This window comes from Paractinoplanes ferrugineus (assembly GCF_016862195.1).
Classification (GTDB): Bacteria; Actinomycetota; Actinomycetes; order Mycobacteriales; family Micromonosporaceae; genus Actinoplanes; species Actinoplanes ferrugineus.
The window spans coordinates 60036-75409 of record NZ_BOMM01000036.1 but is presented as its reverse complement, the minus strand read 5'-3'; the positions used below and the strand labels follow the sequence as shown (position 1 = coordinate 75409).

Below are 15374 nucleotides of genomic sequence, written 5' to 3'. Positions count from 1 at the left end.
CCAAGCCTTTCGGGTCTTCGGTCTCATGGCCCAGGCCTCGCGGGTCGCCGGTCTCCCGGCCTCGGCCTCGCGGGTCGTCGATCTCACGGCCTCGGCCTCGCGGGTCTTCGGTCTCATGGCCCCAGCCTCGCGGCCCGGAACGCTCGGCTCATCCGCTCACAAGCGACTCCGGTACTACGTCCACCGACGTAGCCTGGCTACGTCCCCGGTCCGATGCGCCCCGAGCACCGATGCGGCAAGGTGTGGGCATGCGCCCCCGCGATGCGGCCGTGCCGGCCGCGCTGATCCTCGTGGGACTGGCCACGCTGCCGCTCATCGACTTGCGCTCGGCGACCGACCAGTCCCCCGACTGGCTTGCCGCCGTCCTGGTCGTGGCGGCCGGGGCGGTGCCGGCGTGGCGCCGCCGATGGCCGGTGCCCGCGCTGCTCGCGGCCACCTCGATCACCCTGGCCTATCTGCTCGTCGGCTATCCGTACGGTCCGGTTCTCCTCTCGATCGCCGTTTGTGTCTGGTCGGTGGCCCGCAGCCGGCGCCCGCAGTCGGCCGCCGCCTGGTCCGTGGTGGCCCTGGTGCTGCTGATGGGCCACGTCCTGTTCGGTGGGCCGGGCCCGGCCGGGCTGATCCCCGGGCTGGCCTGGGTGGTCGTTCCGTTCACGCTCGGTGCCGCCCGCCGGCAGGTGGTCGAGGCGCAGCAGCGGGAACGGGCCGAGACCGAGCGCCGCCTCGTCGACGACGAGCGGCTGCGCCTCGCCCAGGAGGTGCACGACGTGGTCGGGCACGGCCTCGCCGCGATCCAGATGCAGGCCGAGGTCGCGCTGCACCTGCGGCACACCCGGCCGGAGCTGGCCCACGAGGCACTGGCCGCGATCAGCGCCGCGAGTGCCGAGGCGCTCGACGAGCTGCGCGCGACCCTGTCCTCCGTGCTGCCGGCCGGCCTTTCCCGGGTGGGCGAGCTCTGCGACCGGGTCCGCAGCGCCGGCGTGGTCGTCGAACTCAGCGTCGACGGCACGCCACGGCCACTGCCGGCGGCTGCCGACCTGGTGGCCTATCGCGTGTTGCAGGAGGCACTGACCAACGTCGTGAAGCATTCCGCCGAGCCGCACGCCCGGGTGGCGATCCACCATCAGCCCGGCGGTGTCGACCTGAGCGTGGTCAATCAGGCCGCCGTTGCCGACCTGAGCGTTGCCGACCTGAGCGTTGCCGACCTGAGCGTTGCCGATCAGGGCGGCGGGGCCGGCCCGCGCGTGGTCGATCGGGCCGGCGGGGCCGGCCACAGCGAGGGCTTCGGCCTCAGCGGCATGCGGCGCCGGGTCGAGCATCTCGGCGGCCGGTTCGACGCCGGGCCGCGGGACGGCACGTTCGCGGTGACCGCCGTCATCCCCCGGCGGTCGAAATGATCACCGTACTGCTGGCCGACGACCAGGATCTCGTACGCCTCGGCTTGTCCGTCCTGTTCGACAACGAGGACGACTTCACCGTGATCGCCCAGGCCGCCGACGGTCTCGCCGCCGTCGCGCAGGCCCGCCGAACCCGGCCCGACGTAGTGCTGATGGACATCCGCATGCCCGGCGTCGACGGCCTCGAAGCCACCCGCCGCATCATCGCCGACCCGGCACTGGCCGGCACTCGCGTGATCGTCCTGACCACCTTCGAACACGACGAATACGTCTTCGACGCGCTCCGCCTCGGCGCCAGCGGCTTCCTGCTCAAGAACACCAAACCGGCGCTCCTGCTCGACGCGGTCCGCACAGTCGTCGACGGCGGCGCACTGCTCTCCCCCTCCGTCACCAAGACCTTGATCCGCGAGTTCACCGGCTTGACGCCCCGCCCGACCACGCCCCACCCCCACCTCGATCGCCTCACCGACCGCGAACGCGAGATCGTCACGCTCGTCGCCCAGGGCCTGACCAACCACGAGATAGCCGAACTGCTCGTGGTAAGCCCAGCCACCGCCCGCACCCACGTGAGCCGCTCCATGGTCAAACTCGCCGCCCGCGACCGCGCCCAACTGGTCGTCTTCGCCTACCAGTCCGGCCTCGCCTGAGCCCCCGCCCGCGCCACCTGCCCAGTCGGCGCAGTTCCCCAACCCGGCGCGGCCCAGCAGCCGGCGCGGCCCAGCAGCCGGCGCGGCCCCCTGCTGGCGCGGGCCCCCAGCCGGCAGCCCCTAACTCGGCCCTGCCCCCCGCGCAACGGAGCGGTTGTCGCGGGCGACCGCGACCGGAGCAGGCCAACCGCCGGCGTGAATGCCCAGCCGGCGCAGATCTCAGCCAGCCGGCCCCAACCCGGCGCCGGCCCCCGCGTAATGGAGCGGTTGTTGCGGCCACCGCGACCGGTCCGGGCCAGCAACCGGCGTGGACTGCCTGCCGGTGCAGATCCCCAACCGGCGCAGGCCTCCAACCGCGCGGCCCCCCAACCGGCGCGGGTCAACAAGCGGCGCGGATCAACAAGCGGCGCGGATCAACAAGCGGCGCGGGTCAGCATGGCGGCGCGGGTCAGCATGGTGACGATGGCCTTCAGTGGAAGGGCGCCGTCCGGCCGCACCTGTCAGCAGCGGCCGGACCTTTGGCTGATCGTCCGCGCGCGCGGCCCCCGCGAAGGTGCAGGCACGCGCTCGCGGCCGCCCTCGCCCGCCACAGAACTGCATCGCTCTCGGCCGCACCGTCCCGTCAGAGATCGCGAGACAACCGCACTGCTCGATCAGCCCGCTCGCGGGTGCCGGGCCCGAGCCGACCACGCCACCGCCCTGCTCGACCTGGCTGGTCGCGCCCGCGCCGAGCCGCATGATCTGCCCTGGACTCAGGCAGCAACGTCGAGCCTGCGGATCGGCTGGGCGAAAGCGGCGAATTCAGGTGGCAAACGGCGTTCCTCGCCTAGGCCGTTGACGTGCCGCAACCCGTACAGAACATGCCGCCCGGCGTGACCTTCGTGCCGCACTGGCCGCAGAAGCGGTTGGCCTCCGAGGCGGCGGCGAGCGGGGTGCCGCAATGCTGGCAGTATTTGCCGCCGCCGGTGTCGTTGGCGCACGACGGGCAGCGACCGACCGCCGGCTGGCCGTAGGTGGTGCCCTGGGTCCAGTCGACCTGGCGGATCTTGTCGTTGAGCTGCTCGACCTGGGCTCGCGCCTGGATGCCGGCGATTTCCTGGTCGAGCTTCGGCGCGCAGTTCACGCAGACGCCGCGCTCCCCGTTCCAGCAGATCTGCCCGCAGACCCATTCGCCACAACGGTGGCATTGGGAGAAATGCGGCCGAACTTCCTCGACGGCGTTCTGCAGTGCCTTGTCCCACGCCGGCCCGCGGTTGCCGTCGCGCATCCACATCGAGTCGTAGCCCAGTTCGGAGGCCTTGCGACCCCACTCGCCGCCGACCAGGTCGCCGCCCATGCGCAGCAGCTTGCCGCCGAAACCGGTCACCGAATGTTTGAAGGAGGAGCTGTGACCGTTGCCGCAGCGCTCGCAGAAGAACTCGAACTGATAGCCCTCGCGCGTGGACCGGTCCTGGTAGTTGTCTGTGAAGCCGAACACGGGCCAGACGCTACGCCCATTCATCAGACTTATCGAGATCCACTATCTGTCGTCTACCTGTCCCGTAGCCTCCGGAGAACAGACCGTTTAGTGGCGGATCGAGGGGAAATGCACCAACCTACGATCTTGGTTGTCGAAGACGACCCCGACATCCTCGAGGTCACCGAACTGGCCCTGAAGTCTCGGGGCTTCCAGACGCTGGGCGCGAGCGCGGGCGCCGACGCCGTCGACATCTGTCGGACCCGCCAGGGCCAGATCGACGCCATCGTCGCCGACCTGTCCATCCCCGGCGATCAGAGCCGCTTCACCGACACAGTCGCCGCCGAATACCCCAACATCAAAATTGTGTACGCCACCGGCATCCCCCGGCACATCGCCCTGAGCACCGGCATGGTCCAGGCGAACGCCCCCTACCTGCAGAAGCCGGTGGACGCCGACCTGCTGGCAAGCGTGCTCCGAGGTCAACTCCTGGGAACCGGCTAGGCGCGGCCGGCACCGTCGTCGATAGCCTGATCAGCATGGCCATCGCACGCTTACCTCTGATCGCTGTCGACTGCCCTGATCCCGGTGCGCTCGCCAGGTTCTACGGCGCGATGCTGGACTGGAAGGTCGACGTCCTGTCTGCCGACCGGGCCGCGGCCTGCCCCGAGGACGGGCAGTGCATCGCCTTCCATCGGGTCGCCGACTACACACCGCCGACGTGGCCCGGTGCGGGACGGCCCAAGCAGATGCACCTCGACATGCTCGTCGACGACCTGGACGCGGCCGAGGCGGCAGTGCTCGCTCTCGGTGCGGCCAAGCACCCGGATCAGCCCGGCACGGCCTACCGCGTTTTCCTGGACCCCGCGGGTCACCCGTTCTGCCTCTGCCTGGCCCAGGCCTGACCGCCGGGTCGGCGCGGGCGCGGGGCAGCTAGGACGGCAGCAGGAACCGGCGGATGGCCGCGAGCCAGAGAACCGGGTTGTCGAAATGCGCCATGTGGGCCGCGTCGGGTATTTCGGCGAGTGTGCTGGCGGGAAGTGCGGCGTGCAGCCGCCGGGCGGTCCCGAGGGGAAAGGTCATCTCTCGCGCGCCGTGCAGGATCAACACCGGGCGGCCCCAGTCGAACAACACCTCGGCGGCGTTGTCGGGTCCGCCCGGCAGCAGCGATCCGTTTGCGTACGGCCGGTTGTAGTCACTGGAGAAGCGCACTCGATCGAGGACCTGGTGCCAGGCGTCGAGGCGGTCGAGGCGCCACACCTGCAGGGGGGCCTGCGCCACGGCCATCGCCCGGCTCAATGCGCCGTCCGGTGCTGTCGGGCCGGTCAGCAGGGGGTCGTCGAAGTTGATGTCGGTGCACATGTCGCGGCGCTGCCGGTAATCGGCGGAGGCTGTCAGCTCACTGTCGAAATCTGTGTACGCCGTGGTCGACGCCAGGATCAGCCGGCCGACGGCCTCGGGGTGTTGCCGCACCAGGCGCATGGCGATGCGACCGCCGAAGGAGAACCCGAGCACATCGACGGGGCCGGGGCCCAGTGCCTGGATGAGCGCGGCAACGTCGTCGGCCAGCAGGTGAGGTTGCAGCCGGCTTTCCGGCAGGTCCCCGATCGGCGGCGTGCGGTGACTGCGCCCGCAGCCGCGCAGGTCGAACAGGACGACGTGGGCCGTGTCGACCAGGTCGGCGAGGGCCGGCAGAAGGTAACTGTGATCCCAGGTCGGACCGCCGTGAATCACCACCAGCACCGGCCGGTCGCGGTCGCCGAAGCGGCGGACGAACAGGTCGACGCCGTTGAGCCGGACCACGGCTCCCTGCTCGGTGACGTCGTCCAGCGCGGCAACGTTCCCCACAGTCGTCCTTCCAGCATGGCGGCCGAAACCCGGCGTGGCCGGGTCCAGGACCCGCCACGCCGCACGACAGGCGGGAGATCAGCCTCGCTCGATCAGGTGCCCGATGATCTGGGGACCCATGATGACGGCGGTGCCGGAGCCGTCGCGGCGGGTGTCTGGTTCGGGCAGTTCGACCGGGTCGCCGGTGCTGCTGGCACCGACCGGACGCGGGCCCACCCACGCCACTGTCAGCTGCGTCTCGCCCTTGAGGAAACGTTGCACACGAACACCACCGGTGGCTCGGCCCTTGGCCGGGTAGAGCTCGAACGGGGTGACCTTCACCTGGGTGCCGGTCGACGTCACCACCATCGGCTCGCCGTGTGCGGAGTCGGCTGTCACGATCACGTTGAACGCGAGGACCTCGGCGTCGGCCGTCAGGTTGATGCCGGCCATGCCGCCGCCCTTGAGGCCCTGCGGGCGAACCAGTTTGGCGGCGAACTTCAGCATCGACGCGTCGGAGGTGACGAAGGCCAGCGTCTCGTTGCCGTCGCCGAGCCAGGTGGCCTGCAGGACCTCGTCGCCGTCCTTGAGGGTGATCACCTCGAACTCGTCGGAGCGGACCGGCCATTCCGGCGCGCACACCTTGACCACGCCGTGCTTCGTGCCCATCGCGAGGCCGGGACCCTTGTCGTCGGTGAGCGGGGCCAGGCCGACGACCCGCTCGCCCTTCTCCAGCGGCACCAGCTCGGCCGCCGACATGCCGCCGCGCAGCGACACCGTGCCGACCTGCTCGGGCAGCACCGGCAACGGCAGCACGTCGGTCTTGAACGCCCGGCCCCGGTTGGTGATCAGCAGGATGCGGCCACGGGCGGTCGAGTGGATCAGGGCGCGGACCGCGTCGTGCTTGACCCGGCCGGAGCGGCGGCGGGCCTCGGTGGCCTCCTCGCTCTCGGCGGCGGTGCGGGCGATCAGGCCGGTCGCCGACAGGATCACCTGGCACGGGTCGTCGGCGACCTCGAGCGGACCGGCCGGTATCGAGGCGGCGAGAACCTCCTTGAGGTCACCGTCGATAAGCGTGGTGCGGCGGGGCGCGGCGTACGAGCCGGCGACCTCGGCCAGTTCGTCGGAGACGACCTGCTTGAGCACCTCTTCGTCGTCGAGGATGCGGGACAGCTCGGCGATCTCGTTGCGCAACCGTTCCTGCTCGGTCTCGAGCTCGATGCGGTCGAAGCGGGTGAGCCGCCGCAGCGGGGTGTCCAGGATGTACGTCGCCTGGATGTCGGACAGCGAGAACTCGCTCATCAGGGACGACTTGGCGGCGGCCGCGTCGTCGCTGCCCCGGATGACGGCGACCACCCGGTCGATGTCGATCAGGGCGATGAGCAGGCCGTCGACCAGGTGCAGGCGGTCGAGCCGCTTGGTGCGGCGGAACTCGGTGCGCCGGGTCACCACCTCGTAGCGGTGGTTGACGAACACCTCGAGCAGCGGCTTGAGGCCCAGCGTCTGCGGTTGGCCGGCGAGCAGCACCAGGTTGTTGATGCCGAACGAGCTCTCGAGCGGGGTCAGGCGGTAGAGGTCGGCCAGCAGGGCCTGCGGGTTGACCCCGACCTTGCACTCGATGACGAGCCGGGTGCCGTGCTCGCGGTCGGTGAGGTCCTTGACGTCGGCGATGCCCGTGAGGCGAGCCGCCTGCCGCTGGCCACGACGCGGACCCGAGGTGATCGGCTTGCCCTTCACCTCGTCGGTGATCGCCTCGATGATCTTCTCGGTGCCGACGCCGTAGGGCAGTTCGGTCACCGTGATCGCCTGCCGGCCGCGACCGCCCTCGAGCGGGCCGGTCTCGGCGCGGGCCCGCATGCGCACCACGCCCCGGCCGGTCTCGTAGGCGCGGCGCACCTCGTCGAGGCCGAGCAGCTGCCCGCCGGTCGGCAGGTCGGGGCCGGGCACGAAGCGCATCAGGTCGTCGAGCGACGCCTCGGGATTGTTGATCAGGTGCCGGGCGGCCGCCACGACCTCGCCCAGGTTGTGCGGGATCATGTTGGTCGCCATGCCGACCGCGATGCCGGACGTGCCGTTGACCAGCAGGTTGGGGAACGCCGCCGGCAGCACCTTGGGCTCGAGGTCGGAGCCGTCGTAGGTCGGCTTGAAGTCGACCGTGCCCTCGCCGAGCTCGCCGACCAGCAGCATCGCCTCGTTGGACATGCGCGCCTCGGTGTACCGCGCGGCGGCCGGTCCGTCGTCGGGCGAGCCGAAGTTGCCGTGGCCGTCGATCAGCGGAGCGTTGAGCGAGAAGTCCTGCGCGAGGCGGACCAGGGCGTCGTAGATCGCGACGTCGCCGTGCGGGTGGTATTTACCCATCACGTCACCGACGACGCGGGCCGACTTGACGTAGGCCCGGTCGGGGCGGTGGCCCTGCTCGGACATCGACCACAGGATGCGCCGGTGCACGGGCTTGAGGCCGTCCCGGGCGTCGGGCAGGGCCCGTGAGTGGATCACCGAATAGGCGTACTCCAGGTAGGAGTCCTCCACTTCGGTGGTCAGCGGGTTGTCGATGACCCGGGCGCCGGCCTGGTCGAACGCGGACAGGTCGACGCGGTTATCGGTGTTCTTGCGGCGTGCCATGTGACAGCGACCTCTCAGGCGTCGATCGTCTCTTGGTCGATCCGGCCGGATGACTCGATCAACCAGTTCTTCCGGGGCTCGACACGCTCACCCATCAGCAGCTCGAGGGTCTCCTCGGCGCGCTCGGCGTCATCCATCGTGATGCGCCGCACGGTGCGGGTGGCCGGGTTCATCGTGGTGTCCCACAGCTCGTCGGCGTCCATCTCACCGAGGCCCTTGAACCGGGGCACCGGTCGCTGCACGCTCCGGCCGCCACGCTCGATGCGCGACACCGTGGACTCCATCTCCTGCTGCGTATAGGTGAAGATGGTCTCGGCGTTGCGGCCCTTGGTGACGACCTTGTGCAGCGGCGGCATCGCGGCGAAGAGCCGGCCCTGCTCGATCACCGGGCGCATGTATTTCGCGAACAGGGTGATCAGCAGCGTGCGGATGTGCGAGCCGTCGACGTCGGCGTCCGCCATGATCATGACGCGGCCGTAACGCATCGAGCTCACCTCGAAGGTGCGGCCCGAGCCGGCGCCGAGCACCTGCACGATGGCCGAGCACTCGGCGTTGTCGAGCACCTGCTGCAGCGACGCCTTCTGCACATTCAGGATCTTGCCCCGGATCGGGAGCAAAGCCTGATATTCCGAGCTGCGGGCCATCCGGGCGGTGCCGAGGGCGCTGTCACCCTCGACGATGTAGAGCTCCGAGCGGGCGATGCCGGTGGCCCGGCAGTCGACCAGCTTGGGCGGCATCGACGCGCCCTCGAGCGCGGTCTTGCGCCGGGCCGCGTCTTTCTGCTGCTTCTGGGTGAGCCGGACGCGGGCCGCGTCCACCACCTTCTGCAGGACGGTGCGGGCTTCGGCCTTCGTCTTGCGGCCGTCGACCCACTCCTTGACGTACGCCTCCGTCAGGCTCTGCACCACCCGCGTGATGCCGGCCGTGGACAGCTCGTCCTTGGTCTGCGAGGTGAACTGCGGCTCGGGGACGCGCACGTGGATGACCGCGGTCATGCCCTCGAGCAGGTCGTCGAGGACCGGCACGTCCTCCTTGGGGCGCAGCAGGCCACGGGTGTTGCGGATGGCCTCGGTCAGCGACCGCACCAGGGCCCGCTCGAAGCCCTTGCGGTGGGTGCCGCCGTGCACGTTGCGGATCGTGTTGGTGAAGCTCTCGACGGTGCGCTCGTAACCGGTGCCCCAGCGGAACGCGATCTCGATCTCGGCCCGGCGCTCGACGTTGGACTGCATCACCCCGTTGGCGTCGGCGGCGTTCTCCTTGTAGGTGCCCTCGCCGTGGACCATCAGGATGCCCGAGACCGGCTTGTCCCCCGCGTGGGCGAGGAACTCGACCATGTCGGTGAGGCCGTGCGGGTAATGGAACGTCTCGGTGGTGGTCTCCTCGGCGCTCTCGTCGCGCAGCGTGTAGATCACACCGGGCACCAGGAACGCCGTGTTGCGCAGTTTGGCCCGCACCGCGTCGACGTCGAGCCGGGCGCCGGTCTCGAAGTAGCGGGAGTCGTACCAATAGCGGATCGAGGTGCCGCTCGACTCCCCGCGCTTCATCTTGCGCACGACCCGCAGGCCGGACTCGGGGTGGAAGGCCGCCCTGGGACCGGGACCGTCGAAGGTGCCCGGCTGACCGCGGTGGAAGGAGATCTCGTGCACCTTGCCGTCCCGCTTGACCTGGACGTCGAAGCGCAGCGAGAGGGCGTTGACAGCGGAGGCGCCGACACCGTGCAGACCGCCGGACGTCTTGTAACCGGCGCCGCCGAACTTGCCGCCGGCGTGCAGCCGGGTCAGCACGAGCTCGACGCCGTTGAGACCGGACTTGGCATTGACGTCGGTCGGGATGCCCCGGCCGTCGTCGTCGACCTGCACCGATCCGTCGTCGTGCAGGATCACCGCCACCTGGGTGGCATGACCCGCGACACCCTCGTCGGTGCAGTTGTCGATGATCTCGTTGGCCAGGTGGTTGACACCGCGGCTGTCGGTGGAGCCGATGTACATTCCCGGGCGCTTGCGGACAGCGTCCAGCCCTTCGAGGTGCGTGAGGTCGTCCGCCCCGTACAGGATTTCCGCGGTCACTAGCTGCTTCTCCCGGTGGCCCTAGGTGTGGTCAATTCGCGGCGAGCCTACCGGGAGCCTCTGACAACTTCTGTTCAACGGTGTCGCGACACACTGCGGAGGGCGGGCGCCGGTGCCCCCATCGACGCCCGCCGTGAGGTGCGCGGACCTATTCCGCGCCCACCCCGCAGAGCTGCCCGGCGCCGACCGGGACCCGCTGCGGCTGCAGCGCACGCCACAGATCGAGCGGGTACGGCTTGCCGGCCACCCGGACCGGGGGCAGCTCCTGATAGGCGATCAACCGATCGGTGACCGCCTGGGTCGCCGCGCACACCACCACCGTGTCGTGCGGCGCGTACGCCTGCAGACGCGCGGCCGTACTGACCACACTTCCGCTGATCATCCCGTGCCCGAAATCCCGAGCGGCCTCGACATCGACGATCACGTCGCCGGTCGCCAGACCCACCCGGGTGCGGACAGCGAACCTGCCGGCCAGGAGTTGCCCCCTCAACGCCTCCTGGACCGACAGGCCCACCCGTACCGCCGAAGCGGCCGCCTCCGCACCGAAGCCCCCCGCCCCGGTGCCGAACACCGCCATCACCGCGTCCCCGACGTATTTCTCGATGACGCCGCCCCCCGCGCGGACCACCTCGGACACGGTCGAGAAGTAGTCCCGTTGCAATGCGCGGACCACCGCGCAGTCCAGTTCGTCGACCAGTGAGGTGAAGCCCACGATGTCGATGAAGAGGACGGTCACGGTCTGACGCCGCTCCTGCTCCGCCATAGCGATTGCGGTCATGTCTCACGCTCCCCCAGATCACTGCTTGCCCCGGGGAGAAACGGTGCCAGGACCGGTCCACTTCTGGATCGTCAGAACGACGTATCTCTGACCTTGCGGCGCCCCGTCATTTTGTGACGCAGAACAGACCGAACCGCCGACAACGTGATAGGTCGATTCGCACTAGGCTGCCCTGCATGGCCAGCGAGGAGGGGGACGACGGTCCGCTTGTCGGTCGCACCGACACGCTTGCCGAGGTCCTGTCCGACCTGCGCAACGTCGGTCCGGGTGGCACCGCCGCGGTGTTCGTCACCGGCGAGAGCGGTGTCGGCAAGAGCCGGTTGTTGCGGGAGACTGCCCGGGCGATGAGCGCCGCGGGTGTCGCCGTGCTGTCCGGAACCTGCCTCGACATCGGTGACGCATCCCCGTTGCACCCGGTTCTGCAGGCGCTCCGGCAGGCCGAGCCGCGACTGCGGCAGTCCGACACCAGTGCCGACGATCCGGGCGCCCTGCTCGACCGGGTCTCCCGCGATCTGCGCGCGGTCGCCGGCGGCCGGCGGCTGCTGCTGGTCCTCGACGACCTGCAGTGGGCCGACCGCAGCACCCGTCAACTGCTGCTCTACCTGTTGGCCGGGCTCGGCGGCGTCGAGCTGTCGGTGCTGGCCGCGGTGCGGGCCGAGGCGTTGCACGGCGCCCACCCGCTGCGCCGGGTGCTCGCCGAGCTGCGCCGGCTCCGGTCCGTACGCGTCGTGGATCTTTCCCCGCTGGACCGGGCCCAGACGCAGGAGCTGGTCAGCGCGATCACCGGGGGCCCCGTCGAACCGGAAGATTCCGACCGGGTCTTCAAGCGCTCCGGCGGCAACCCCTTCGTGGTCGAGGAACTGGCCCGTGACCTGCGCGACGGCCGGGTCGAGCTGTCCGACACGCTGCGCGAGATCTTCCTGTCCCGGGTGGACGAGTTGCCGGCCCCGGCCCACTCGGTGGTCCACGCGATCTCGGCCGGTGTCGAGCCGATCGAGCACGCCGTGCTGGCCCGGGTGACCAAACTCGGCGAGGACGAGCTGATCGAGGCGATCCGGGCGGCCGTGGCGCACCGGTTCGTGGCCAGCTCGGCGGAGGGTTACCGGCTGCGGCACCGGCTGGTGGCCGAGATCCTCGAGGCCGAGGTCCTGCCGGCCGAGGCCACGTCGCTGCACCGGCGTTATGCCGAGGCGATGGAGGCCGGCGGCACGATCGACCACGCCCGCCTGGCGCATCACTGGCAGCGGGCCGGTGAGCCGGCCCGGGCGCTGCCTTCGGTGGTCGCGGCGGCGCGGTCGGCGGAGAAGTTGTACGGCTTCACCGAGGCCCATCGTTACTGGTCCCTGGCGTTGGACCTGACCGCCGACGACGCCCCCGAGCGCACCGAGCTGCTGGCGCACGCGGCCGAGTCGGCCCACCTGTGCGGGGAGCACCAGCGGGCCCTGGCCCGGCTGGCCGAGCTGGCCGGGCGCCCGGACGCCCCGGGCCGCTGCGACCTGCATCTTCGTCGCGCGCGCTACCTCGCCGCGGCGGGGCGGTCGGCGACGGCCGAGGTGGAGTACCAATTGGCTCTCGAGGCGCCCGACTGCACCCCGCGCCAGCGGGCGTCGGCCGCGGCGTACCTCGCTGAACTGCTTGTTCATCTTTGCCGTTACGCCGATGCCTTCGAGCGCGCCGCCGAGGCCCTCGACCTGGCCGCGGAGAACGGCAGCACCGCTGACCTGGTGCGGGCCAGTGCCGCGCTCGGTTTCAGCTCGGCGTTCCGGGAGGATCCCGACGCCGGTCTGGCCGTCATCCGGCAGGCGGTGGAGATCGCCGAGCGCTCCGGGCACCCGGACGACCTGGGGGTGGCCTATCTGCACCTCGCCGAGCTGCTCACCGGGCCGCTCAACAAGGTCGAGGAGGGCGTGCTGGTGGCCCGCCGCGGCGCCGAGCGGCTGGCCTCGCTGGGGGTGGGCCGCACCTATCAGACCCGCCTGCTGGCCATCGCCGGCAACGGCCTGTTCCGGGTCGGCCAGTGGTCCGAGGCCGACACGGTGCTCGAGGCGGCCATGCGGCACCGGCCGTCCGGCGCCGACGCGGTCGAGCTGCTGCTGGCCCGCTGCCGGCTCTGGGTCGGGTTCGGCAACATCGAGGCCGCCACCCGCGATCTCGACGCCGTCGCCACCCTGCTCGCGGGCGGTGGCGCCAGGCACGTGCTGCCGATGCTGACGTTGCGCTCCGGTCTTGCCATGTGGCAGCGCCAGCACACCCAGGCCCGCGCGGCCGTGCAACGCGGACTCACCGAGACCCGCGCCGACGACCTGATGCTGCTCGGCATCCTGGCCTGGCACGGCTTGCGCGCCGAGGCCGAGGCCCTGAGCGACGGCGAGCAGGTCGACCCGGGTGCGCTCCGCCGGCTCAAGACGGTGGTGCAGCGGATGACCGACGGCGTCGACAGTGCCGCGACCCCGGTGCGCGCGGTCATCGACGGCTACATCGAACTGTGCAACGCCGAGATCAGCCGCATCGAGCAGCGGCACGACCCGGAGCCCTGGCTTCGGGCCGCCACCGCCTGGGATCGGCGCAGCCAGCCCTACCCGGCCGCCTATTCCCGGCTCCGGCGGGCCGAGGCGGCGCTCACCCGGCGGACTACGTCGACACGCAAGGCCACCGCGGTGATCGCGCTGCGCGAGGCGTACGCGACGACGATCGCGATGGGCGCGCGACCGCTCGCCGACGAGATCATCGCGACGGCCCAGCGGTTCCGAGTCGCGCTCGCCGACGACGTGCCGACCCTGCCGTTGCGCCCGCCGGACCCCAATCCGGGCGATGAGCTGGGCATTCTCACCTCGCGCGAGCGGGAGGTGCTGGCCGCGATGGCCGAGGGCCTGACCAACCGGGAGATCGGCGAGAAGCTGTTCATCTCCGAGCGCACGGTCGGCGTCCACGTCGGTCACATCTTCGACAAGCTGCAGGTACGCACTCGGGTGCAGGCCAGCCGGGTCTTCCTCACCGCGGCGTGACCTTTCCGTTACCTACGCGCCAGTAATACGTAGATCTACCGATCCCCTCGCGAGCCGCCGATGGAAGGCTTCTTCGCACGGGGGAGCACCGGCCCGGCGGCTACCGTCGCCGGTCCGGTGCTGGGGGCCCTCCGCGTGGAGAAGCATCTGGAGGAACCGATGACCCAGTCGGTCTGGGGCCCGGTGCGGCAGGAGATGTACGACTTGCTGCAATCGCACCCCGACGACGTACCCGCCGTGGTTGATCAGCTGACGAAGCTGCAGGACATTCTGGGCCGCGTGCCACCGCTGCTGGCCGGGAACCCGCTTTGCGACTTCAACAGCCTGTATCTGACGATCACCGAGGGTGTGCTCGAGCGCCTCTACGCGGGCAAGTTCAAGGACCCGGCTTTCCTCTCGCGCCTCGACGTGGAGTTCGCGGCGCGCTATTTCGACGCGCTTCGGGCCTGGGCCGGTCCCAGCGAAAGCCCGCGCTGCCCGCGCGTCTGGGCCGGACTGTTCCAGCGGATCCCCGGGCCGGACTGTCGTCCGCTGCCGGCCGCGTGCGCCGGGGTGAACGCGCACATCAACTTCGACCTGCCGTTCGCGCTGGTGACCACGTTCGACCACCTGGGCACCGACCCGATCGACGACAGCGACCAGCACCACGACTACCTGCAGATCAACGAGATCTTCGCGGTGTCCATCCCCGGCCTGCGCCGGGGCTACCTCGACAAGTGGCAGTTGCTCATCGACACGATGAACGGCTGCCTCGACGACTGGTGGCAGGGCGAGGCGGTGGAGTACACGAGGAATGTCGCGTGGCGTAACGCCCAGAAACTGTGGGGCCTGCGCCACGACATGGGCGCCACCGACAAGGAACGCGCGCACCTCGACCGGATCTCCGCCGACCTGGGGCGACTGCTGCTGTCCCCGCTCGGCGAGTTCCTGCAGTAGAAGAGCCTTACTGATGCGCCGCGGCCCGCCCCGGGGGAGGCGGGCCGCGGCCCTTTACCCGGACGCTTCGACTGACCGCGCTACTTGACCGCGACCAGCTGCGCCGAGGTGACACCGCCGTCCTTGGCGCCGGCGATGCCGATCTCCACGCCGGTCTTCAACGCCGACGCATCGACCTTCTTGCGGGCCTGGACGATGCGCAGCTTGTCGCCGAACTTCCAGGTGAGCGTGAAACCGTCGGTCGACTTCACCGAGACGCTGTCGGTCGTCACGGCGGTGACCGAGCCGCGCTGCACGACGACGGTCTTGGTGCCGGTCTTCGTCTGGATGACGACCTCACCGTGCAGGGTGTTCCGATTCAGATACTTACGCATGGCTTTGCGCGGGGCGTCGCCGGTGCCGGCCGACGCCTTGTCGGCCAGCCCGGTGTCCAGCCCGACGAGCTGAAGCGCGGCTGCCTCGTCACCGAGCCCGGAGCCGGCCGAATCCGAGGCGGCCGAGCCGGAATTGGTCGAATCGGAAGCGGCCGAGCCGGAAGCGGTGGCGGTCTTGTCGAGGCCGCAGCCGGCCAGGGCCAGCGTGCCGGTGAGGCCCAGGGCCAGAAGGGTTCGTCTCATGGGTCAAAGACTGCGCGCCGAAC

The 15374-nt window shown here is 70.5% G+C and carries 12 protein-coding genes; 6 read left to right on the top strand and 6 right to left on the bottom strand.

What is annotated here, in order from left to right; genetic code table 11:
* The first annotated feature begins 248 nt into the window (after window positions 1-248).
* Window positions 249-1397 (top strand): sensor histidine kinase, encoded by a 1149-nt coding sequence (locus Afe05nite_RS19775; protein WP_203818619.1) that lies wholly within the window; start codon window positions 249-251, stop codon window positions 1395-1397.
* Complete coding sequence (locus Afe05nite_RS19770) at window positions 1394-2044, top strand: response regulator transcription factor (protein WP_203818618.1); 651 nt, start codon at window positions 1394-1396, stop codon at window positions 2042-2044. Before Afe05nite_RS19775 ends, Afe05nite_RS19770 begins: the two co-directional genes overlap by 4 nt.
* 826 nt (window positions 2045-2870) lie before the next feature.
* On the opposite strand, the gene Afe05nite_RS19765 is transcribed toward Afe05nite_RS19770, so the two are convergent.
* Entirely contained in the window at window positions 2871-3521 is a 651-nt protein-coding gene (locus tag Afe05nite_RS19765; protein ID WP_239118000.1) for a double zinc ribbon domain-containing protein, read from the bottom strand.
* A gap of 126 nt (window positions 3522-3647) precedes the next feature.
* Here Afe05nite_RS19765 and Afe05nite_RS19760 point away from each other — a divergent pair, with 126 nt between their 5' ends.
* On the top strand, window positions 3648-4004 hold the full coding sequence (locus Afe05nite_RS19760; RefSeq protein WP_203818616.1) for a response regulator: 357 nt from the start codon (window positions 3648-3650) through the stop codon (window positions 4002-4004).
* Between the two features lie 35 nt (window positions 4005-4039).
* Window positions 4040-4405 (top strand): VOC family protein, encoded by a 366-nt coding sequence (locus Afe05nite_RS19755; protein ID WP_203818615.1) that lies wholly within the window; start codon window positions 4040-4042, stop codon window positions 4403-4405.
* Window positions 4406-4433: 28 nt separating this feature from the next.
* On the opposite strand, the gene Afe05nite_RS19750 is transcribed toward Afe05nite_RS19755, so the two are convergent.
* From Afe05nite_RS19750 to Afe05nite_RS19735, 4 genes are all read right to left on the bottom strand, one after another.
* A complete protein-coding gene (locus tag Afe05nite_RS19750; RefSeq protein WP_203818614.1) occupies window positions 4434-5348 on the bottom strand; it encodes an alpha/beta fold hydrolase in 915 nt (304 codons plus the stop codon).
* Between the two features lie 78 nt (window positions 5349-5426).
* Window positions 5427-7949, bottom strand: a complete 2523-nt coding sequence (locus Afe05nite_RS19745; protein ID WP_203818613.1) for a DNA gyrase/topoisomerase IV subunit A — start codon at window positions 7947-7949, stop codon at window positions 5427-5429.
* A gap of 14 nt (window positions 7950-7963) precedes the next feature.
* Complete coding sequence (locus Afe05nite_RS19740) at window positions 7964-10015, bottom strand: DNA gyrase/topoisomerase IV subunit B (RefSeq protein WP_203818612.1); 2052 nt, start codon at window positions 10013-10015, stop codon at window positions 7964-7966.
* Window positions 10016-10163: 148 nt separating this feature from the next.
* On the bottom strand, window positions 10164-10793 hold the full coding sequence (locus tag Afe05nite_RS19735; RefSeq protein ID WP_203818611.1) for an adenylate/guanylate cyclase domain-containing protein: 630 nt from the start codon (window positions 10791-10793) through the stop codon (window positions 10164-10166).
* Window positions 10794-10969: 176 nt separating this feature from the next.
* Between Afe05nite_RS19735 and Afe05nite_RS19730 the strand changes: the two genes are divergently transcribed.
* Window positions 10970-13798: a helix-turn-helix transcriptional regulator gene (locus Afe05nite_RS19730; protein WP_203818610.1), complete on the top strand. Its 2829-nt coding sequence runs from the start codon at window positions 10970-10972 to the stop codon at window positions 13796-13798.
* Between the two features lie 159 nt (window positions 13799-13957).
* The gene (locus Afe05nite_RS19725; RefSeq protein WP_203818654.1) at window positions 13958-14734 is read left to right on the top strand and encodes a DUF5995 family protein; all 777 of its coding nucleotides are present in this window, start codon (window positions 13958-13960) and stop codon (window positions 14732-14734) included.
* Between the two features lie 80 nt (window positions 14735-14814).
* Here Afe05nite_RS19725 and Afe05nite_RS19720 read toward each other — a convergent pair whose 3' ends face one another.
* A complete protein-coding gene (locus tag Afe05nite_RS19720; protein WP_203818609.1) occupies window positions 14815-15351 on the bottom strand; it encodes a hypothetical protein in 537 nt (178 codons plus the stop codon).
* Between the last annotated feature and the right edge of the window lie 23 nt (window positions 15352-15374).

Coding starts and splice junctions, on each gene's coding strand:
- Afe05nite_RS19725 (WP_203818654.1), top strand. CDS start 13,958: ATGACCCAGTCGGTCTGGGGCCCGGTGCGGCAGGAGATGTACGACTTG.
- Afe05nite_RS19720 (WP_203818609.1), bottom strand. CDS start 15,351: ATGAGACGAACCCTTCTGGCCCTGGGCCTCACCGGCACGCTGGCCCTG.
- Afe05nite_RS19730 (WP_203818610.1), top strand. CDS start 10,970: ATGGCCAGCGAGGAGGGGGACGACGGTCCGCTTGTCGGTCGCACCGAC.
- Afe05nite_RS19770 (WP_203818618.1), top strand. CDS start 1,394: ATGATCACCGTACTGCTGGCCGACGACCAGGATCTCGTACGCCTCGGC.
- Afe05nite_RS19735 (WP_203818611.1), bottom strand. CDS start 10,793: ATGACCGCAATCGCTATGGCGGAGCAGGAGCGGCGTCAGACCGTGACC.
- Afe05nite_RS19775 (WP_203818619.1), top strand. CDS start 249: ATGCGCCCCCGCGATGCGGCCGTGCCGGCCGCGCTGATCCTCGTGGGA.
- Afe05nite_RS19755 (WP_203818615.1), top strand. CDS start 4,040: ATGGCCATCGCACGCTTACCTCTGATCGCTGTCGACTGCCCTGATCCC.
- Afe05nite_RS19745 (WP_203818613.1), bottom strand. CDS start 7,949: ATGGCACGCCGCAAGAACACCGATAACCGCGTCGACCTGTCCGCGTTC.